General features: G+C 62.4%; 13 protein-coding genes and 1 pseudogene. 3 read left to right on the forward strand and 11 right to left on the reverse strand.

The window, feature by feature from the left end; genetic code table 11:
- Positions 1-190 precede the first annotated feature (190 nt).
- Positions 191-730: a PaaI family thioesterase gene (locus tag LIX93_RS24385; RefSeq protein WP_226506632.1), complete on the forward strand. Its 540-nt coding sequence runs from the start codon at positions 191-193 to the stop codon at positions 728-730.
- A gap of 8 nt (positions 731-738) precedes the next feature.
- Here LIX93_RS24385 and LIX93_RS24390 read toward each other — a convergent pair whose 3' ends face one another.
- The 3 genes and pseudogenes from LIX93_RS24390 to LIX93_RS24400 form a co-directional block, all read right to left on the reverse strand.
- Positions 739-1,227 carry a GNAT family N-acetyltransferase gene (locus LIX93_RS24390; protein ID WP_226506633.1) on the reverse strand — a complete coding sequence of 163 codons (489 nt, stop codon included), beginning with the start codon at positions 1,225-1,227 and terminating at the stop codon, positions 739-741.
- 181 nt (positions 1,228-1,408) lie between these two features.
- A pseudogene (locus LIX93_RS24395) lies at positions 1,409-2,725 on the reverse strand (ATP-binding protein); the annotation flags it as partial.
- Positions 2,722-3,405: a response regulator transcription factor gene (locus tag LIX93_RS24400; RefSeq protein WP_226506635.1), complete on the reverse strand. Its 684-nt coding sequence runs from the start codon at positions 3,403-3,405 to the stop codon at positions 2,722-2,724. The pseudogene LIX93_RS24395 and the gene LIX93_RS24400, both read right to left, overlap by 4 nt.
- A 291-nt stretch (positions 3,406-3,696) precedes the next feature.
- Here LIX93_RS24400 and LIX93_RS24405 point away from each other — a divergent pair, with 291 nt between their 5' ends.
- Positions 3,697-4,506: a TlpA family protein disulfide reductase gene (locus LIX93_RS24405; protein WP_226506636.1), complete on the forward strand. Its 810-nt coding sequence runs from the start codon at positions 3,697-3,699 to the stop codon at positions 4,504-4,506.
- A 10-nt stretch (positions 4,507-4,516) separates the two neighbouring features.
- Here the strand turns inward: LIX93_RS24405 and LIX93_RS24410 are convergent, their stop codons facing one another.
- The 6 genes from LIX93_RS24410 to LIX93_RS24435 form a co-directional block, all read right to left on the reverse strand.
- Positions 4,517-6,046, reverse strand: a complete 1,530-nt coding sequence (locus tag LIX93_RS24410; RefSeq protein WP_226506637.1) for a DHA2 family efflux MFS transporter permease subunit — start codon at positions 6,044-6,046, stop codon at positions 4,517-4,519.
- Positions 6,047-6,107: 61 nt separating this feature from the next.
- Positions 6,108-7,331 carry an efflux RND transporter periplasmic adaptor subunit gene (locus tag LIX93_RS24415; protein ID WP_226506638.1) on the reverse strand — a complete coding sequence of 408 codons (1,224 nt, stop codon included), beginning with the start codon at positions 7,329-7,331 and terminating at the stop codon, positions 6,108-6,110.
- A 15-nt stretch (positions 7,332-7,346) separates the two neighbouring features.
- On the reverse strand, positions 7,347-8,816 hold the full coding sequence (locus tag LIX93_RS24420) for an efflux transporter outer membrane subunit (RefSeq protein ID WP_226506639.1): 1,470 nt from the start codon (positions 8,814-8,816) through the stop codon (positions 7,347-7,349).
- Positions 8,813-9,289, reverse strand: coding sequence for a MarR family transcriptional regulator (locus tag LIX93_RS24425; RefSeq protein WP_226506640.1), 477 nt, complete (start codon positions 9,287-9,289; stop codon positions 8,813-8,815). Before LIX93_RS24425 ends, LIX93_RS24420 begins: the two co-directional genes overlap by 4 nt.
- A gap of 294 nt (positions 9,290-9,583) precedes the next feature.
- Positions 9,584-10,183, reverse strand: coding sequence for a tRNA isopentenyl-2-thiomethyl-A-37 hydroxylase MiaE (gene miaE, locus LIX93_RS24430; RefSeq protein WP_226506641.1), 600 nt, complete (start codon positions 10,181-10,183; stop codon positions 9,584-9,586).
- Positions 10,184-10,331: 148 nt separating this feature from the next.
- A complete protein-coding gene (locus LIX93_RS24435) occupies positions 10,332-10,814 on the reverse strand; it encodes a DUF1289 domain-containing protein (protein WP_226506642.1) in 483 nt (160 codons plus the stop codon).
- 400 nt (positions 10,815-11,214) lie between these two features.
- Here LIX93_RS24435 and acnB point away from each other — a divergent pair, with 400 nt between their 5' ends.
- The gene (gene acnB, locus LIX93_RS24440; RefSeq protein WP_226506704.1) at positions 11,215-13,824 is read left to right on the forward strand and encodes a bifunctional aconitate hydratase 2/2-methylisocitrate dehydratase; all 2,610 of its coding nucleotides are present in this window, start codon (positions 11,215-11,217) and stop codon (positions 13,822-13,824) included.
- Positions 13,825-14,259: 435 nt separating this feature from the next.
- Here acnB and LIX93_RS24445 read toward each other — a convergent pair whose 3' ends face one another.
- Positions 14,260-14,451 carry a hypothetical protein gene (locus LIX93_RS24445; protein ID WP_226506643.1) on the reverse strand — a complete coding sequence of 64 codons (192 nt, stop codon included), beginning with the start codon at positions 14,449-14,451 and terminating at the stop codon, positions 14,260-14,262.
- Positions 14,452-14,740: 289 nt separating this feature from the next.
- Positions 14,741-19,600 carry an NAD-glutamate dehydrogenase gene (locus LIX93_RS24450; RefSeq protein WP_226506644.1) on the reverse strand — a complete coding sequence of 1,620 codons (4,860 nt, stop codon included), beginning with the start codon at positions 19,598-19,600 and terminating at the stop codon, positions 14,741-14,743.
- Between the last annotated feature and the right edge of the window lie 73 nt (positions 19,601-19,673).

The following is a 19,673-nucleotide window of genomic DNA, read 5'->3' on the forward strand; positions in this document are numbered from 1 at the left end:
CGGCGCTCGCGTGGCACCGTCCGAAAGCGCGCAGGATAACAAAAACCGTCGGCGGCAGTTCGCGCGGCCGGCTCCGCGCACCAAAGTCGGCCTGTTTGTCACGGAGTTTGGCGGTTATACGACCAGCACTGATATTTCGATCATAATACTATTGCATCACCCTCCTCGACTCGAACAAGGAAACGCCCCGATGCAGACCCTTTCTCTGGAAGAAGTGCTTGCCCAATGGAAAGCCCAGGAAGCGGCCATACGCGCGACCCTGGGTGAACCAGGCGCCCTGAGCATGGCGCAGGTCAGCGCCCTGGAACCGAAAGAGTTCTTCGAAGGCATCGCCCGCGGCGAACTGCCTTGCCCGCCCATTGGCGTGTTGCTTGATTTCGTGCCCATCGAATGGTCACCTGGCACCTTCACCTTTCAGGGCACCCCGGATGCCAGGCATTACAATCCTCTAGGGGCGGTACATGGCGGGTATGCCGCAACTCTGTTGGATTCGTGCATGGGTTGTGCGATTCATACCCGCCTGCAAAAGGGCCAGGGCTATACCACCCTGGACCTGCGCATCAGTTATGTTCGCGGCATGAACGAGGCCACCGGCCCGGTTCGCGCTGAAGGCAAGGTGGTGCACGTCGGCCGCTCCACGGCCCTCGCCGAGGGCCGCATCGTCGACGCCAATGGCCGTCTTTACGCTACCGGCACCACCACCTGCATGCTGTTCGGCAAGGCCGACTGAGGACACGCTCAAGCCTCAAAGGGCGGCAACGGCTTGTGCATCGGCCGCAACGGCACGCTCGCCACCCGCAACGCCTGGCCGTTTTCACGATAGCCCAGGCGCTGATAGAAACCCTGGCCGGTGAGCGTGCTGTAGATCAGCACCCGCGCCTGGCCGATGCGGGCCAGATGCCGCTCCAGAGACTTCATCAGGCTCTGCCCGACACCACGACGGAAAAACTCCGGCAACACGTAACAAAGGCTCACCTCGCCCGTGTTGCGCACCATGCCGACGCCGACCGGCTTGCCCTGCAGCCAGGCGACCTCGACCTGGGCGGTGCTGTCCGATAACCACGCGCTCACCTGCTCGGCCGAATGGCGGCGCAGCCAGGCATTGACCAACAACGGGTTGTTACGATGATCGAGGGCGCAGCCGGCTCGGAACGAGCGGATGAGAATTCGACTGACAAGGCTGGCATCACTGGCCTTGGCGGGACGGACTTGGGGGTAGATATCCATATCATGACTCCTGCTCCAGAGTGGTAAGGCCCCGATAGGGCCAGCGTCAACATACGCTCCACCTGGGCAACGAGCGACCCTCGCAGCGTTACAAATCGTGTGTGTGCGAACGCGTTCTTGCCGCAGCGCCCTGAGCCAGGGTCGAAGGTCCATCATACTCAGGGCTGATCGACGCATTGGTGCGCAGTGGCAGCCGCAACAGCACGCGCAGGCCACCCTTGCGATTATCGAAGTCCAGTTGACCCGCGCAGCGCTGGACAATCGCGTGGACGATGGCCAGACCCAAGCCGCAGCCTGCTTGCGGCCCGCTGCGCCAGAAGCGTTGGGTGAGTTGCTGCAGGTCGGCGGGCGCGATGCCCGGCCCCTGATCCTCGACCTCGAACAGCGCCTGCCAGGCATCGGCGCGCAGGCGCAACACCACCGGACTGGTGACCGGGCTGTGCCGCAGGGCGTTGTCGAGCAGATTGCGCAAGGCCGCGATAGCAAGTGCCGAGGGCATCTCCAGGCAGGCGCCGGACAGACGCTGCGGTATCTGCAGATCGATACGTTCGCGGTCGCCATGGCTGGCATCCTCGATGGCCAGTCGCGCGACCTGTTCAGCCGTGCACTGCACGCCGTCATCGAACGACAGGCTGCCCTCCACCCGCGCCAGCAGCAGCAATTGCTCCAGCGTACGGTGCAGGCGATCGGCGCCCAGCTCGGCGTTTTCCAGCGCTTGCTCACGCACACTGCCGTCAGTCATGCGCGCCACTTGCAGATGGGTCTTGACCGCCGTCAGCGGGCTGCGCAGCTCATGGGCGGCGTCACCGGTCAGCCGCCGCTCACGCTCCAGGGTGCGGGCAATGCGCAAAAACAAGGCATTCTGGGTCGCCTGCAACGGCTGCAGCTCGCTGGGCAGGCGGTCTATCTGCAAGGGTTCGAGGGAGTCCGGGCTGCGTCGGGTCAGGGCATCACGCATGCGGTGCAGCGGCGCGAGGCCTTGGCGCACCCCCAGCCACAGCACCCCGAGGCTGCCCAGCAGCGCCATCAGCACAGGTGCCGACGCCGCCATCAGCATTGAGGTGTTCAGTGCTTCACGCTCCTGCTGGCGGTCGGCGGTGGTGATGCGCACGTTGTCACGGGCGAGGGTAAAACTGCGCCAATGCGCTCCATCGATGACTTGATCGTGGAAGCCGCTCTTTTGATCATCCAGCATCTGCTCGGCACTGCTGTGGCTGCGGGCCAGAATCTCGCCGCGCAAAGAACTGACCTGGCACGCCATGCCGTCGGGAATGCTCAGCTGATCGGCACTGAAATGCGTGCCGCTGCCCTGGGTCGACAGCGGCGCGGGCAGCTGATCGACCAGACCGGCGACCATGCGCGCCGAAGCCACCAGGCGCTGATCGAGGGAAAACATCATCTGATTGCGCAGATCGCGAAACATCCAGGCGGCCGCCAGTGCCCAGATCAGGATGAAGGCACCGCCCAGAATCAGGCTCAGGCGCAGACGCAGGCTCATGCGCCCTCCTGCGTCGGTATTTTCGCGGGCCCCAGACGGTAGCCGAGGCCGCGCACCGTCTCGACGATGCCGTTGCCCAATTTGCGCCGCAGGTGGTGGATATGCACATTGAGGGCGTTGCTTTCGACCTCGTCGCTGAAGCCGTAGACGCTGTCCTTGAGTTGATCACCCGAAAGGACTCGGCCGCGGTTGTGCAACAGCGCCTGCAGCAAGGCTTGCTCGCGCCGCGACAGGTCCACCGCCACCTCGCCCAGCCAGGCCTCGCGGCTGCTGGGGTCGTACCGCAGCGGCCCGTGCTCGATGACATTGACCGTGCGCCCGGCGGCGCGGCGCAGCAAGGTGTGCAGGCGAGCGCAAAGCTCGCGCAGGTCGAACGGCTTGAGCAGGTAATCGTCGGCGCCGGCTTGCAGCCCGGCGACCCGATCGGTGACCGCATCGCGGGCAGTCAATACCAGTACCGGCAGCACTTGCCCCTGATGACGCAGGCGCTGCAACAGCTTGAGGCCGTCTTCGTCGGGCAGGCCGAGGTCGAGCACCATCACGTCGAAATGCGCGGTCTGCAGCAAACTTTGCGCCGCAGCGGCGGTGGCCACGCGATCGACGATCAGCCCCTGGGCGCCGAGCCCGGCGACAATACCGCTGGCGATCAGGTCGTCATCCTCACAAAGCAGTACGTGCATGGGGGTTCTCGCAGGCTAGAAGGGCACAGGTCGGTGGAGAGCATGGTCGAAGCCGATTAAGCGAGGATTATAGCCCCACTGGCTACCTGATCGACGGCTGCAGGAATACCGTTAATCCGCGGTTAACCGAATGGACTCATGCTTTGACGTGTGGCCACCGTATACCTATGTGCGTTGCCATGCGCAGTGCCGGCCTCTTCGCGAGCAAGCTTTGCCCACACATGAACTTTAGGAGCAAAGCTTGCCCGCGAAGAGGCCCGCAACATCACCTCTTACTCTGGATACCCGCCCATGCTGAGCTTCAACCTCGGGCCCTTCGCCCTGTCGCTGCAACACCTCAGCCTGCTGGCGGCGGTCGGCCTGGGCATGGCCGTGGCATGGGGGATCGAGCGTCGGCGACCTGGCAAACGGACGGGGGAATCGGTCATATTCTGGCTGTTCGCAATCGCCCTGCTAATGGCGCGTGCGGGTTTCATCATCCAATACTGGCCGCAGTACCACAGCGATCCGCTGCAGGCGATCGACCTGCGCGATGGCGGCTTCCTGGCCTGGCCCGGGGTCGTGACGATAGTGCTGGGCACGCTGCTGATCGGCTGGCGGCGTGCATCGCTCCGGCGTCCGCTGGGCTGGGGCATGAGTGCTGGCCTGCTGCTGTGGACGCTGGTGAGCATCACCACACAACAGCTCGATAAAGATCGGCGCTTGCCCGCGCTGCATCTGCAAAACTCGACAGGCCTGGTGGTGCCGTTGGCGGACGCGCGCGGGCGGCCGATGGTGGTCAACCTGTGGGCCACCTGGTGTCCGCCCTGCCGGCGCGAGATGCCAGTGCTGCGCGAGGCCATGCGGGATTATCCGCAAGTGGCCTTCGCGCTGGTCAATCAGGGCGAGAGCGTGGCGGATGTCAGCACCTTTCTCGGCACTGTCGGTATCGATAGCTCCCAGGTGCTGTTCGATCCACAGACGGCGCTGGCGCAACAGGTGGGTTCGGCCGCTTTGCCGACCACCCTGTTCTACAGCGCGGATGGCCGCCTGGTGGGCACCCATCTGGGCGAACTGTCAGCGGCCAGCCTGGCCCATGCCCTGGAGGTGTTCGGGCTCTGAAGGAGGCCCCTCAGTGCCCGGATGCCGCCGGCCCGGCCTTGGCACTGAACGGCGGCTTGGCCAGCCAGACGAACACCACCAGCGCCGCGAACATCCAGCCCATCAACGTGAAGTAATCCACCGTCGACAGCATGTACGCCTGGCTTTCGACGATCTGGTCCAGTTGACTATAAGTCGTCTGCCCCGCTCCACCCATCACCTGCATCGTGTGCTGCGTCGCAGGATCGTAGGCCGTGATGCTCTCGGTCAGATAGGCATGGTGCTGATTGGCACGGCGAATCCAGATCCAGGTCGTCAATGACGCTGCGAAGCTGCCTCCCAGCGTGCGCAAAAAGGTCGCCAGGCCCGATCCATCGGCAATCTGCGCCGGCGGCAAGTCCGAGAGCAGAATGCTCAGGGTCGGCATGAAGAACAACGCAATGCCGATCCCCATGAACAACTGCACCAGCGCAATGTGGGTGAAGTCCACCTGATTGGTGAAGCCTGCGCGCATGAAGCAGCTGGCACCGATGGCCGTGAAGGCAAGCCCGGAGAGGATCCGCAGGTCGAATTTTTGCGCGTACTTGCCCACGAACGGCGACATCAGTACCGGCAGGATACCGATCGGCGCCACCGCCAACCCCGCCCAGGTTGCGGTGTAGCCCAATTGCGTCTGCAACCATTGCGGCAGGATCAGGTTGATGCCGAAGAACCCGGCGTAACCCATCACCAGGGTCATGGTGCCCACGCGGAAATTGCGATATTTGAACAGCCGCAGATTCACCACCGGATGGTCGTCGGTCATTTCCCAGATGATGAACACCGTGAGCGCGATCGCCGAAATCACCGCGCCGATGATAATGAAGTTGGACTCGAACCAGTCCATGTCATTGCCCTTGTCGAGCACCACCTGCAGCGCGCCGACCCCGATGATCAAGGTAATCAGGCCGATATAGTCCATGGGCTGGCGGCTGATAGTCACCGGCCGCGCCGCCAGTTGTTGACGCACGATCCCGGCCGCGATGATGCCCACCGGAATATTGATGAAAAAGATCCACGGCCAGCTGTAGCTGTCGGTGATCCAGCCGCCGAGGATGGGCCCGGCAATCGGTGCCACCACCGTGACCATGGCCAGCAGCGCCAGCGCCATCCCCCGCTTGGCAGGAGGGTAAACCGCGATCAGCAGCGTCTGGGTCATTGGGTACAGCGGCCCGGCCACCAGGCCCTGGATCACACGAAAGCCCACCAGTTCGGGCATCGACGTCGAGATACCACATAAAAACGACGCCAGCACGAACAACAGCGTCGCCCACAGGAACAGCTTGACCTCACCGAAGCGGCGGCTCAGCCAGCCGGTCAGCGGCAAGGCGATGGCGTTGCTCACCGCAAACGAGGTAATGACCCAGGTGCCCTGCTCGGAACTCACCCCCAGGTTGCCGGAAATCGTCGGCAAGGCGACGTTGGCAATGGTGGTGTCGAGCACCTGCATGAATGTCGCCAGCGACAGCCCGATGGTACTGAGCAGCAGGCTGGGCGGCGTGAACGACGCATTGTTGCTCATCACTTGTCCTTCGAAGACGTGGCGCCGCGACTGGGCTCGTCGCGGCGCAGGTAGCAGCGGATCAGCGCTGGGCGGTGCTGCCAGCGGCGCTGTTGTCACGGATCAGACGGGCGATCATGGCGTCGGCCTCACCCAGTTGCTGGTCGTAGACATTGGTGGTGAACGACGCCTTTTGCGGCGGTTGCTGCGCCAGTACCGGACCACTCTGGTCGTGCAGGTCGACATCGACCACCGTCGACAGACCGATACGCAATGGGTGCCTGGCCAGCTCGTCGGCATTGATGTGAATACGTACCGGCACCCGCTGGACGATCTTGATCCAGTTACCCGTGGCGTTCTGTGCCGGCAACAAGGCGAACGCGCTGCCGGTACCGGCGCCGAGGCTGTCGATGGTGCCGCTGTACTTGATGTCGCTGCCGTAGATGTCGGATTCGATCTCGACGGTCTGGCCGATGCGCATGTTACGCAGCTGGGTTTCCTTGAAATTGGCATCGATCCACAGCTGGTTCAGCGGGATCACGGCCATGGTCGCGGTGCCTGGCTGAATGCGTTGGCCCAGCTGCACGGTGCGCTTGGCGACGTAACCGGTGACCGGCGCGATCAGGGTGGTCCGCGCATTGGCCAGGTAGGCGTCACGCAGTTGCGCGGCCGCAACCTGCACGTCCGGATGGTCGGAAATCACCGTGGCATCCACCAGTGCCGAAGTGCTGGCCAGTTGTTGCAAGGCATTGTTCAACGCGCTCTGGGCCGAGCTCAGGTCGTCCCGCGCATGGGACAGTTCTTCCTGGGAAATCGCCCCGCCCGCAGCCAGGCTGCGACGGCGGTTGAAGTTGTCCTGAGCCTTTTGCACGTCGGAACGGCGCGCATTGACCTGCGCTTTCATGCCGTCGACGTTGCTGTACAGCCCGCGCACCTGGCGCACGGCCTTGGCCAGATTGGCCTGGGCGTTTTGCAGGGCGATCTTGGCGTCGGCCGGATCGAACTGCAGCAGCACTTGCCCGGCGTGAACCAGGTCACCGTCGTCGGCGCCGATGCTGGTGACGGTGCCGGTGACCAGCGGGGTAATTTCTACCACGTTGCCGTTGACGTAGGCGTCATCGGTGCTTTCGTTGAAGCGCCCGTAGAGTTCGTACCAGGCCCAGACGCCAAGGCCGCCGAGCACGACCACGATCAGCACGATAAACAGCATCAGCTTGCGCTTGCCGCCGCCTTTTTTCTGCGGTGCGGCTTTCTCCTGCGGCTGGGCGTTATTGTCGGGAGCAGTATTGGAAGAGGCAGTAGCCATGACAAGTACCTTGAATTATTCAGTCGGCGTGGCGGTAGCGGAAGGCGCCTGGGCGAGTTGATCGTCCTGGAAGCCACCGCCCAGCGCCTGCATCAATTGGATCGACAGGTCGATCCGCTCGGCGTTGAGGCTGGCCAGTTGTTGTTGGGCCTGGAGCAATTGCTGTTCGATGGTCAGCACATCGACGTAACTGCCGATGCCCGCGCCGTAGCGCTGGCTGACGCTGTCGTAGGAGCGCTGGGCAATCTCTGCGGCACGCTGCGACGCCTCGACCTGGCGATTCAGAGCACGCAGTTGGACGATGCTGTCGCTGACGTCACCCAGCGCCTTGACCAGATTCTTGTTGTACTGCGCCACGGCCAGGTCGTAGTCGGCGTCCCGGGCATCGAGAGTGGCGCGCAGTCGGCCACCGTCGAAAATCGGCAGCGACACCGCTGGCGCGATATTCCAGAAGCGGCTCGGACCGCCGAGCAGCGCGTCTCCGAGAATCGACTGCACGCCAGCCGCAGCGCTCAAGTTGAGGTTGGGATAGAAGCGCGTCTTGCTCGCCACCACATCCTTGCTCGCCGCCTCGACCCGCCAGCGCGCGGCCACCAGATCAGGACGGCGGCCCAACAGCTCGGCCGGCAAGGTCGACGGCAGTTGCACCACGCCTGGCTGCAAGACCTTCGGCCGGGCGATCTCGTTGGCGCGGTCGGGGCCTTTGCCCAGCAGCACGGCGAGGGCGATACGGGCGCTGGCCAGCTGCTTCTCGGCGTTGATGGCCTGCTCCTGGGAGCTGGCCTGCAGGCTTTCGGTCTGCTGCAACTGGTAGTCGCTGTCGACGCCGGCCGTGTGCCGACGCTGACCGAGGCTGAGCATCTGGCCGGTGCGTTTGAGATCCTCCTGGGCCAGGTCGGCGACGATGTGCGCCTGGCCCAGATTGCTGTAGGCCCGGGCGACATCTGCGGCCAGGGTCAAGGCTGCCGCCTGACGATCGACTTCGGCTGCGCGGGCCTGCCCCAGCGCCGCTTCCCAGGCCGCGCGCTCGCCGCCCCAGAGGTCGAAGTTGTAGTTGAACGTGGCCTCGATATTGCGCGAGGTCGAATAAGCCTCACCGACCCCCAGTGGATCCTGCTCGCGGTTGAAGCGCGCGCGCTGGACACTGGCGTCGGCATCGAGGGTCGGGCTGCGATCGGCATCGGCGGCGGCGGCCGCGGCAATTGCCTGATGGCTGCGGGCGCTGGCGATCTGCATGTCCGGGCTGTCGCGCAGGGCTTCCTTGATCAGGCCGTCGAGCTGCGGATCGCCGAGGCTGGTCCACCAGTCGCGCTTGGGCCAGGCGGCGGGCGACAGGGTGATACCTGCCAGCGATTGACCGGCCTTGAGGTCTTGCGCCTTGAGGCTTTTGCCCTGAGTGTCGAGACCGTGAAAATTGGCGCACCCGGCCAGGCTCATGGCGACCAGCACCAGGCTCAAGCGCAGACGCTGTGTTGTTCCGCTCATTTCATTTGACCTATGCGCGCTATCGTCAGGGCATCCCCGGCAGCGACCAGTACTTTCATCAGAATGCGCTCCAGATCGGCCAATTCTGCCGGCTCGAGCACGCCTACCAGTTGATTCATTGCGTCGGCACCAATGTGCGGCAGGCGGTCGGCAAGGCGCTGACCGGCATCCGTCAACTCGAGCCGGATCTGTCGGCGATCGGCTTCGCTGCGGCGGCGTTTGATCAAATCCTTTTGTTCCAGACGATCGAGCATCCGAGTCATCGAGCCGCTGTCCAGCGACAGGTATCGGCACAGCTCTGCCGGGGTATCGACATCGAATTGCTGAACGATGATCAGCACCTTGAATTGCGCAGCGGTGACGCCATCCGGCTCAAGATGGGCATCGAGGATACGGTCCTTGACCATGCTGCTGCGGCCCATCAACAGGCCGATGGTGCAGCTTCGGAAGTTCTCGGGAGTGAAGTGTTTCATGCAGATCGACCCAAAACCCTGCCTAGGCAGATAATGTGTCTAGATGTTACTGCTTAGGCAGCGAATGTCAAATCACTTATTAGCATGCTATGTAATTGGCGAAATGCCGCTACCTTGTGGGGATGGGTCGTGTTCGGTGGCGAAGGGGGCATTTGCAGCGGTGATGTCTTGCGGTGTCGCTTAGGGCCTCTTCGCGAGCAAGCTTTGCTCCTACAGGCGCGAGCAGCCCCTGAGTCTTGCACCTATTGGAGCGGAGCTTGTTCCGAAGCGGCCAGCGCAGGCAAATGGAAAGGATCAGGCAGGCACGCCGCTATGAAAGCGGAATTCCGGATCGGGGGTTTCGATCAGCTCGGCCTCAGCGACCCGCACTCTCTCGATGACCTTGGCGATGTCGGCCGCGTCCCCGTGCTGGTAGGCCAGCTTCAAGTAGCCTTGATAATGCCGCGCTTCGCTTTTCAGCAAACCATGGTAGAAACGCCCCAACTCTTCATCCAGATGCGGCACCAGCGCTTCGAAACGCTCGCAGCTGCGGGCTTCGATAAAGGCACCGACCACCAGCGTATCCACCAGCTTGACCGGTTCATGGCTGCGCACCTGCTTGCGCAAGGCCGAGGCATAACGCCCCGCGCTCAGGGGCTGGAGTTCAATCTTGCGCTTCTTCATCAGGCGCATGACCTGCTCGTGGTGCACCAGCTCCTCGCGGGCCAGGCGCGACATCATGTTGATCACGTCGGCGTGCACGGGGTAACGGGCGATCATGCTCAAGGCCGTGGAGGCTGCCTTGAACTCGCAGTTCTTGTGATCCAGCAGCAGCGTGGTCAGGTCCGCCAGCGCGGCCTCGACCCAGGCGTGGGGCGTGCGGCAACCGAGAAAATCATGAATTTCGGCCAGCATGGGCACGGTTCCCCTGTCAAAAGCGCGGGATTATAGAGGGCACCGGCACAGGTAGCGAGGGGGCTGCGCGGCTGGCGCTGAAAAATCGTATCGGTGACATCTTTGGGAGACTGTCGGGTTTGGGAGACCGTCGGGGCAAGCACCCTCGCTACAGGATTCGATTGGCGCCCAGGGCGTCCTCAAGAAACCCTGGCGCGATGTAGCGCTCGTAGTGCGCTTCGGACAGGATGAAGAATTCCCGATCAATGGCATCCCGCAATTGCGGCAGGTCCCAGTCGCGAAACTCAGGCAGCAGCACGATGCCATATGCTTCAAGATTGACGATCACTCGCGCACCGCGCGCAATCAATTGATATGCCCAGCAATACACCGACTGCTGCTCGACGAAGCGGATCTTGCGCTGCAGCAATTGCTCGCGCAGGCGCCCCGCGTCGAACACCTCCAGCTTGGCCTCCATCACCTGCACCAGCAGTTGTTCGAGGCGCAACCAGACGGCACGCTTGGCCGCCTCGTCGTAACCGTTCCAGTGGATCACTTCATGATGGAAGCGCTTGCAGCCACGGCACACCAGATCCCCGTAAACAGTGGAGCAAAGGCCGACGCAGGGGGTTTTGATGGAGTTATTGGACATGGCGACACGGAGCACTGACAAGCGGAACAGACGCCCATGTTAGCCCTTTGTCTAACGAGGGTCACCCCAGAAGTCGCAGGGCTTAACTTACCTTTCTTGTTTTTTTGCCGTAGAATCATGCAGCCTTTCCAAGGCAACAAAAATATCCGTTGGAAGCTGTTTTCAAAGCGTCACGAGCACAGTCGATCCAGCAGGACGGAATGGAAGCAGGTTTTACCCCCTTTAATCTGCCCCAGCCCTCATCAAGCCTCCCGTCCTGCAGGCGTAAAACTTTGAAAGCAGCTTCTGCAAGGAATGTCCGTCACCCAGGCTAAACGGCCCAAGAAGCCGTGCAGCGCATGGGCGCGGGGATTTACTGGATGAGCGTCCCGATCCGGGACCACTGATGAGGGTAATGACTGTGCTTGAAGCCTACCGCAAACACATTGAAGAGCGTGCCGCCCAGGGTATCGTGCCCCAGCCGCTTAACGCCGAACAAACTGCAGGCCTGGTCGAGCTGCTGAAAAATCCCCCTGCCGGCGAAGAATCCGTACTGGTCGACCTGATCACCAACCGCGTGCCACCGGGCGTGGACGAAGCGGCCTACGTCAAGGCCGGGTTCCTGTCCGCCCTGGCCAAAGGTGAAGTCACCTCGCCCCTGATCGACAAGAAGCGCGCCACTGAACTGCTGGGCACCATGCAGGGCGGCTACAACATCGCCACACTGGTCGAGCTGCTTGACGACGCCGACCTGGCCTCCGTCGCCGCCGAACAGCTCAAGCACACGCTGCTGATGTTCGACGCCTTCCACGACGTCGCTGAAAAAGCCAAGAACGGCAATGCCCACGCCCAAGGTGTGCTGCAATCCTGGGCTGATGGCGAGTGGTTCAAGAAGCGTCCGACCCTGGCCGACAAGATCAGCCTGCGCGTCTTCAAGGTTACCGGCGAGACCAACACCGACGACCTCTCCCCTGCTCCGGATGCCTGGTCGCGCCCCGACATCCCGCTGCACGCCCTGGCCATGCTGAAAATGGCCCGTGACGGTATCGTGCCGGACGTGCAAGGCTCCATCGGCCCGATGAAGCAGATCGCCCAGATGTACGGCGACGGCTTCCCGGTCGCCTACGTCGGCGACGTGGTCGGTACCGGTTCGTCGCGTAAATCGGCGACCAACTCCGTACTGTGGTTCTTCGGCGACGACATCCCGTTCGTGCCGAACAAGCGCGCCGGTGGATTCTGCTTCGGCTCCAAGATCGCTCCGATCTTCTACAACACCATGGAAGACGCCGGCGCTCTGCCGATCGAATTCGACGTCAGCAACATCAACATGGGCGACGTCATCGACCTGTACCCGCACCAGGGCAAGGTCTGCAAGCACGACAGCGACGAAGTGATCACCACGTTCGAACTGAAAACTCCGGTTCTGCTGGACGAAGTCCGCGCCGGCGGCCGTATCCCGCTGATCGTCGGTCGCGGCCTGACCGACAAGGCACGCGCCGAGCTGGGCCTGGGCCCGACCGATCTGTTCAAGCTGCCTGAAGCCCCGGTCGATACCGGCAAGGGCTTCACCCTGGCGCAGAAGATGGTCGGCAAAGCGTGCGGCCTGCCCGCCGACAAGGGCGTGCGCCCTGGCACCTATTGCGAACCGAAGATGACCACCGTCGGCTCTCAGGACACCACCGGACCGATGACCCGCGACGAGCTCAAAGACCTCGCCTGCCTGGGCTTCTCTGCCGACCTGGTGATGCAGTCGTTCTGCCACACTGCGGCCTATCCAAAGCCGATCGACGTCACCACCCACCACACCCTGCCGGATTTCATCCGCACCCGTGGTGGCGTGTCCCTGCGTCCTGGCGACGGCATCATCCACAGCTGGTTGAACCGCATGCTGCTGCCCGACACCGTCGGCACCGGCGGCGACTCGCACACCCGCTTCCCGATCGGCATCTCGTTCCCGGCCGGTTCCGGGCTGGTCGCCTTCGCCGCAGCCACTGGCGTCATGCCGCTGGACATGCCGGAGTCGGTACTGGTGCGCTTCAAAGGCAAGCTGAACCCCGGCATCACCCTGCGCGACCTGGTTCACGCGATTCCTTACTACGGCATCCAGAACGGCCTGCTGACCGTCGAGAAGAAAGGCAAGATCAACGCCTTCTCCGGCCGCATCCTGGAAATCGAAGGCCTCGACGACCTGACCGTCGAACAGGCTTTCGAGCTGTCCGACGCCTCGGCCGAACGCTCCGCTGCTGGCTGCACCATCAAGCTGCCAGAAAAAGCCATCGCCGAGTACCTGAAGTCCAACATCACCCTGCTGCGCTGGATGATCAGCGAAGGCTACGGTGACGCCCGGACCATGGAACGTCGCGCGCAGGCGATGGAAGCCTGGATCGCCAAGCCGGACCTGCTGGCCGCCGACGCCGATGCCGAATACGCCGAGATCATCGAGATCGATCTGGCCGACATCAAGGAGCCGGTGCTCTGCGCGCCGAACGATCCGGACGACGCCCGCCTGCTGTCCAGCGTTCAAGGCCAGAAGATCGACGAAGTGTTCATCGGTTCGTGCATGACCAACATCGGCCACTTCCGCGCTGCGGGCAAGTTGCTGGAAAAGGTCAAAGGCCAGCTGCCAACACGTCTGTGGCTGTCGCCACCGACCAAGATGGACGCTCACCAGCTCACCGAAGAAGGCTACTACGGCATCTACGGCAAAGCCGGCGCACGCATGGAAATGCCGGGCTGCTCGCTGTGCATGGGTAACCAGGCACGGGTAGAACCGAACTCCACCGTGGTGTCGACCTCGACCCGTAACTTCCCGAACCGTCTGGGCGATGGCGCCAACGTCTACCTGGCTTCCGCCGAACTGGCCGCCGTTGCCTCGATCCTGGGCAAGCTGCCAACGGTCGAGGAATACATGGAGTACGCCGCCAGCATCGACAGCATGGCAGCGGACGTGTACCGCTACCTGAGCTTCGACCAGATCGCCGAGTTCCGCGAGGCAGCTGCCAACGCAAACATTCCGGTGGTTCAGGCGTAATCAGTAACCCGCAGTAAAAGAAAACCCGCCAGCGTAACCACTGGCGGGTTTTTTATTGTGTTCCTTTTACGCTTGGTGCTTTTAATTGATCAGGATGGGGCTCTATCCCGGCAATCACAGAACCTCCAGAACCTGCGCTTGCAGCTCTATCACTTGGCCGTCACTCACGTTGAGATAATCGTAGCGTTTGAGATTAGCCGGATGAGGGTTCGCCAGATTACCTAACTGCTCCTCTTCCGAAGAAACCGCTACCCGCTGACCGTAGCTATCACGCAGATAAAAGCGGAATCCTTGCTCAAGCGACCCTTCGCCAATCAGTTGGATTTTCCAAGGGTCGCTGACTCGGGCATGGTGATAAAGCCCCAGATAACCATTGGCACTGACCCCAAGCTTGGCCCCCGCATACTCATGACGGGCCGGCGCCGCGCAGATGTCCTAATAGATACGATCGTCGGCATGATCCAAATAATCGAAACGCAGTGGCACGGCGGGCATATCTTCACCCCCGCGTAGCAGCCAGCCGCTCTTGGTCGCTTCATGGCGCATAGAAAAACAGATGGGCCCTTGCAACCCTGGTGTAACACTTCGCATCCGAGCGATAAATGATCGGCCAATAAATTCGTCCATGATCAAATCCTTTTTAATGAGTATCAAGCGAGACGCCAACCAAATCGGTGTCGTCTCCAGTCACAACGCCATGAATCCATACAGGCCTGGATTTGACGTGCAACGCCATCAGAACACGCTCCCCCTATCGATGAAGCCGTAACATGCTATGGCGATTCAGTGGATTCATATCGTTGCTGAACATGGGTGCAGCCCAAAACGCACGCAAAAAAAGGCCCCGCTCAAGAATCGAGCGGGGCATCCATTTGCGCGGAAATCGTCGCGCGACGCACGACGATCAAAGCTGACCTCAAGAAGCCACAACAGCTCCACTGAGCGCCAGATCCATCAACTCCCGGTTCGCCACGGCATACATGGCGTAATCGGTGCCGGTGGCAGCCTTTAGCTCGTCAAGCATCGAGCGCCAGCGCTTGACCATGCCTTCGTGCTGTTCCAGCCACAAGGTGACACGCGCTTCGACGTCTTCCGGCGCATCGCTCATCTGCAGCACCGAAATGGTTATGGCTCGCTGCTGATGGTCGATGTCGTCACGGAAGGCTTCGCGCGCCAGCGCTTGCCAGTTGTTTTCCACCGGCAGGCTGCTGATCTGCTGCAGATACCAGTTCAGCTCCAGCGAACTACCGACGGCGAAGAACGCCTTGGCAACGTCGGCGGCCGGCTGCCCGGTCACGTCCGATGCCTCGATGATCGGCAACAAGGTGTAGAGGTGGCTGGTACCGGCGACCATGCGCGCCAGCAATTCCGGCACCCCGGCGGCGACATACCCCTGGTAGCGCTCCTCCCACACGGCGCGAGTCGGGCCTTCGAGCAGCTCGTTGAGCTTGAGCCCCAGAGCGGCAATGTGCGGCCCGAAGTGTGCCACGTCGCGCGCGGCGTCCAGATCGTTGCGGCGGCTGCGCAGGAACCAGCGCGTCGCACGACGCCCCAGACGCATCAACTCGTCCATCAACTTGAGCTGCACCTCGGCAGACACCTGATAGTCCAGCGCCTCGATCTGGCGGAACCAGTGCGGCAGATGGAAGATGTCGCGCACCACGACATAGGCCCCGGCCACATTGGCCGCGCTCATGCCGGTGGACTCCTTCAAGCGCTGAACGAAAGTGATACCCATGTTATTGACTAGATCGTTGGCGATCTGGGTGCTGACGATCTCGCGCTTGAGGCGATGACGACGCATCGGCTCGGCGTACTTGCTCACCAGCGACGCTGGAAATGCCGTCTCCATATCGCGCGTCAGATAGTCGTCATCCGGCACCAAGGAGGCCAGCAGCGCTTCGTTGAGGTCGATCTTGCTGTAGGAAATCAGTACCGACAGTTCGGCACGGGTCAGGCCTTGCCTGGCCGCTACCCGCTCGTTGAGCTGCTCTTCGGATGGCAGAAACTCGATGGCACGGTCGAGCTTGCCGCGGCCCTCGAGGTCGACCATCAGACGACGGTACTCGGCGATCCGCTCGTAAGCGCGATTGGCGGCCAGCGACAACGCCTGAGTCTGCTTGTAGTTGTTGCCCAGCACCAGGTGGCCGACCTCGTCGGTCATGCTGCCGAGCAGCAGATTGCGCTGCTTCTCGGTCATGTCGCCGGCCTGCACCGCATCGTTGAGAAGGATCTTGATGTTGACCTCATGGTCGGAGCAGTCGACACCTGCGGCGTTATCGATGAAGTCGGTGTTGGTCGCCCCGCCCGCCAGGCCGAACTCGACGCGGCCGAGCTGGGTCATCCCCAGGTTGCCGCCCTCGCCCACGACCTTGCAGCGCAGCTCGTTGCCGTTGACGCGCAGGGTATCGTTGGCCTTGTCGCCGACATCGGCATGGGTCTCGCTGCTGGCCTTGACATAGGTACCGATGCCGCCGTTCCACAGCAGGTCGACCGGCGCCTTGAGCAAGGCGTTGAGCAACTCGGTAGGGGTCAGCTTGTCGGCCTGAATATCGAAGCGCGCCTTCATTTCGGGGCTGATGGCGATGCTTTTGGCGCTGCGCGAGAAGATCCCGCCGCCGGCCGACATGATGGCCGTGTTGTAGTCGCTCCACGCCGAGCGCGGCAGGTCGTACAGGCGCTGGCGCTCGGCGAAGCTGCTGGCCGGATCCGGATTAGGATCGATGAAGATGTGCAAGTGGTTGAACGCCGCCACCAGTTGCAGTTTGTCGGACATCAACAGACCGTTGCCGAACACGTCACCGGCCATGTCGCCGACGCCGACCACGGTGATACTGTCTTCCTGCACATTGATGCCGCGCTCGCGGAAGTGGCGCTGCACGCCGACCCAGGCACCCTTGGCGGTAATACCCATCTTCTTGTGGTCGTAACCCGCCGAACCGCCTGAGGCGAAGGCGTCACCGAGCCAGAAGCCATAGTCGATGGCGATGCCGTTGGCGATGTCGGAGAAGGTCGCGGTGCCCTTGTCGGCAGCCACCACCAGGTAGGGGTCATCGTCGTCATGACGGGTGACGTTGGCTGGAGGCACCACGCCGCCATCCTTGAGGTTGTCGGTGATGTCCAGCAGGCCGGAAATGAAGATGCGGTAGCAGGCGATCGCCTCGTTCTGGATGTCGTCGCGGGTGCCGCCCAGCGGCAAGCGCCGCGGCAGGAAACCACCCTTGGCACCCACCGGTACGATGACCGAGTTTTTCACGTGCTGGGCTTTTACCAGGCCCAGCACTTCGGTACGGAAATCTTCCTCGCGATCTGACCAGCGCAGGCCGCCACGCGCGACGTTGCCGAAGCGCAGATGCACGCCTTCGACCCGCGGGCTGTAGACGAATATCTCGAACTTGGGTACCGGCTTGGGCAGCTCGGGGATCAGCTTGGGATTGAACTTGAAGCTGAAGTACGACTTGGCCTGGCCGTTGGCATCCGGCTGATAGAAGTTGGTGCGCAGGGTGGCCTTGATCAGGTCCAGGTAGCGACGCAGGATGCGGTCTTCGTTGAGCACCTGCACATCGTCCAGGGCGCTGAGAATCGCCTGTTCGAGGCGCTGCTGCTTGTCGTCCAGATCATCGCCGGCCAGTTTGCGTGCCAGGTAGAAACGGGTCTTGAACAGGCGCGTCAGTTCACGGGCGATGTCGGTGTGGTTGTTGAGGGTACTGGCGATGTACCCCAGGTCGAAGCCCAGGCGAATCTGCTTGAGATAGCGCGCGTAGGCACGCAGCAGGGCAACATCGCGCCACGGCAGGCCGGCGGTCAACACCAGGCGGTTGAACGCATCGTTTTCGGCATCGCCGTTGACGATGTGCACGAAAGCGTCCTGCAGGGTGTCATTGAGCTGCTGGATGTCGAGCTTGAGGCCTTCGCTATAGGTGAAAGCGAAATCGTGGATCCAGTACTCGCGACCATTGCGATGGCGCACGCGGTAAGGGAACTCACCCAACACGCGCAGGCCGAGGTTCTCGAGGATCGGCAGCACATCGGACAGCGCCAGCGGCGTGTCGGCGTGATACAGCTTGCAGTGCAACTGGCGCTCTCCCGACTGCGCCAGCGGCTGGTAGAAGCTCATCACCAGCGGGCGGCTATCGGACAGGGCTTGCAAATGCTGCATGTCGACCACCGCCGAGTGCGCGGCAAAGCGCTCGCGATAGCCCGCCGGGAAGCCTTTAGGGAAGTCCGCCAGCACATTGGTGCCCTGGGCCTCGCCGAAGCTCTCGATGGTGAGCGCGGCGTAGTCGTCCTGCCATGAACGGCAGGCCTGGATCACTTCGTTTTCCAGTTGCGCCGGATCGATGTCCAGACGCACGCGAGGGTCGACGCGCAGGATCAACTGCACGCGAGCCAGCACCGATTCCGAGAAGAAAGTCCAGAACTCGCAGTCGCTGGCCTTGAGGCGCTCCATCAGCACTTGCTGGATCTTCAGGCGCACTTCAGTGGAATAGACGTCACGCGGCACGTACGCCAGGCAGTAGCAGAAACGCCCGTACGGGTCCTTGCGCAGGAACACGCGGATCTTGTTGCGCTCCTGGATCTGCACGATGGCCATGACGGTGTTGAACAACTCGTCGACCGGCGTCTGGAACAGGTCGTCGCGCGGCAGCACCTCGACCACCTGGGCCAGCTCCTTGCCCAGATGCGCCTTGGCGTCGAAGCCCGAGCGTCGCTCGATTTCGGCAACCTTGCGGCGGATATAGGGGATCTGATGAACGCTCTCGCCATACACCGCCGAGGTGTACAGGCCCATGAAGCGGCATTCCTTGATGACCTTGCCGCTTGCATCCAGCTGACGCACCGACACGTAATCCGGGTAGGCCGGACGGTGCACGCGGCTCGGATGCGCGGCCTTGGCAAACGACAGCAGCAGCGGCTCGTGCAGATAGCTGACGGCGTAGTCCTCGATGCGCAGATCGTCGGCGGTCAGGCCTTTGCGGACCAGGCGGGTCAGGCCCAGGAACGAGCTTTCGTCATATTGCAGCTGGCCGCCGTCGGCATCGTTGGCGACCACGAACTCTTCATAGCCGAGGAAGGTGAAGTGGTTATCCACCAGCCATTGCAGGAAGGTCTTGATCTCGGCCTTTTCTTCTTCGTCAGCGGCGTAGGGCGTCTCGTCCACCAAGGCCAGCAGGTCGCGAACCTTGGCTTTCATCGGTTCGAAGTCGGCAACCGCGATCCGTACTTCCACCAGTACCTGTTCCAGCTCCCGGGCCAGCGCGCTCATGTCGGCGGCGTTGGCGCAACGGTCGATCTCCAGGTACATCAGCGATTCTTGCAGCACATCGGCGCCGGTGCTGCCCTTGGGCAATACTTCAAGCAGCTCGCCCTGGGCGCCGCGGCGCACGCTGAGCACGGTGGTCTGCAAGGTGTGGATGCTGTAGCCACGGCGGTTGAGCTCGGTGCGTACCGAGTCGACCAGAAACGGCAGGTCGTGGTGCAGCACCTCGACCGCGGTGTGGGTGGACTGCCAGCCGTGGCGTTCGTAATCGGGGTTGTAGACCCGCACCTGCGGCTGGGCATGTTCGAAGCGCGCCAGCAGGCGCCAGGCCGACAGGGTGCAACCGGCAAGGTCGGAGAGCCGCCGCTGGGTGAGCTCGTCCATCGAGATGATGCCGAAGAACTGATCGGCGAACAGGGCCACTTGTGGCAAGGCCTGCTCGTCGATGTGCTGCGCCAGGGCCGCTTTCAGTTGATGCTGGAAGTCGGCTTTGCTGGCCGCGGTGAAGAACGCCATCTGTGATACTCCGCTTTGGCTTGTTATCGAATGAAGCGTCGCGTGGACTCCCCTTGCTGGAGTCAACCTTAGT

The organism is Pseudomonas sp. MWU16-30317 (assembly GCF_020515695.1).
In the GTDB taxonomy this organism is placed as follows: Bacteria; Pseudomonadota; Gammaproteobacteria; order Pseudomonadales; family Pseudomonadaceae; genus Aquipseudomonas.

What these genes read in the sequence shown, in the direction of transcription:
- LIX93_RS24400 (WP_226506635.1), bottom strand. Translation starts at nt 3,405, where the DNA reads ATGCACGTACTGCTTTGTGAGGATGACGACCTGATCGCCAGCGGTATT.
- LIX93_RS24405 (WP_226506636.1), top strand. Translation starts at nt 3,697, where the DNA reads ATGCTGAGCTTCAACCTCGGGCCCTTCGCCCTGTCGCTGCAACACCTC.
- LIX93_RS24385 (WP_226506632.1), top strand. Translation starts at nt 191, where the DNA reads ATGCAGACCCTTTCTCTGGAAGAAGTGCTTGCCCAATGGAAAGCCCAG.
- LIX93_RS24425 (WP_226506640.1), bottom strand. Translation starts at nt 9,289, where the DNA reads ATGAAACACTTCACTCCCGAGAACTTCCGAAGCTGCACCATCGGCCTG.
- LIX93_RS24445 (WP_226506643.1), bottom strand. Translation starts at nt 14,451, where the DNA reads ATGGACGAATTTATTGGCCGATCATTTATCGCTCGGATGCGAAGTGTT.
- LIX93_RS24450 (WP_226506644.1), bottom strand. Translation starts at nt 19,600, where the DNA reads ATGGCGTTCTTCACCGCGGCCAGCAAAGCCGACTTCCAGCATCAACTG.
- miaE (WP_226506641.1), bottom strand. Translation starts at nt 10,183, where the DNA reads ATGCTGGCCGAAATTCATGATTTTCTCGGTTGCCGCACGCCCCACGCC.
- LIX93_RS24415 (WP_226506638.1), bottom strand. Translation starts at nt 7,331, where the DNA reads ATGGCTACTGCCTCTTCCAATACTGCTCCCGACAATAACGCCCAGCCG.
- LIX93_RS24410 (WP_226506637.1), bottom strand. Translation starts at nt 6,046, where the DNA reads ATGAGCAACAATGCGTCGTTCACGCCGCCCAGCCTGCTGCTCAGTACC.
- LIX93_RS24390 (WP_226506633.1), bottom strand. Translation starts at nt 1,227, where the DNA reads ATGGATATCTACCCCCAAGTCCGTCCCGCCAAGGCCAGTGATGCCAGC.
- LIX93_RS24420 (WP_226506639.1), bottom strand. Translation starts at nt 8,816, where the DNA reads ATGAGCGGAACAACACAGCGTCTGCGCTTGAGCCTGGTGCTGGTCGCC.
- LIX93_RS24435 (WP_226506642.1), bottom strand. Translation starts at nt 10,814, where the DNA reads ATGTCCAATAACTCCATCAAAACCCCCTGCGTCGGCCTTTGCTCCACT.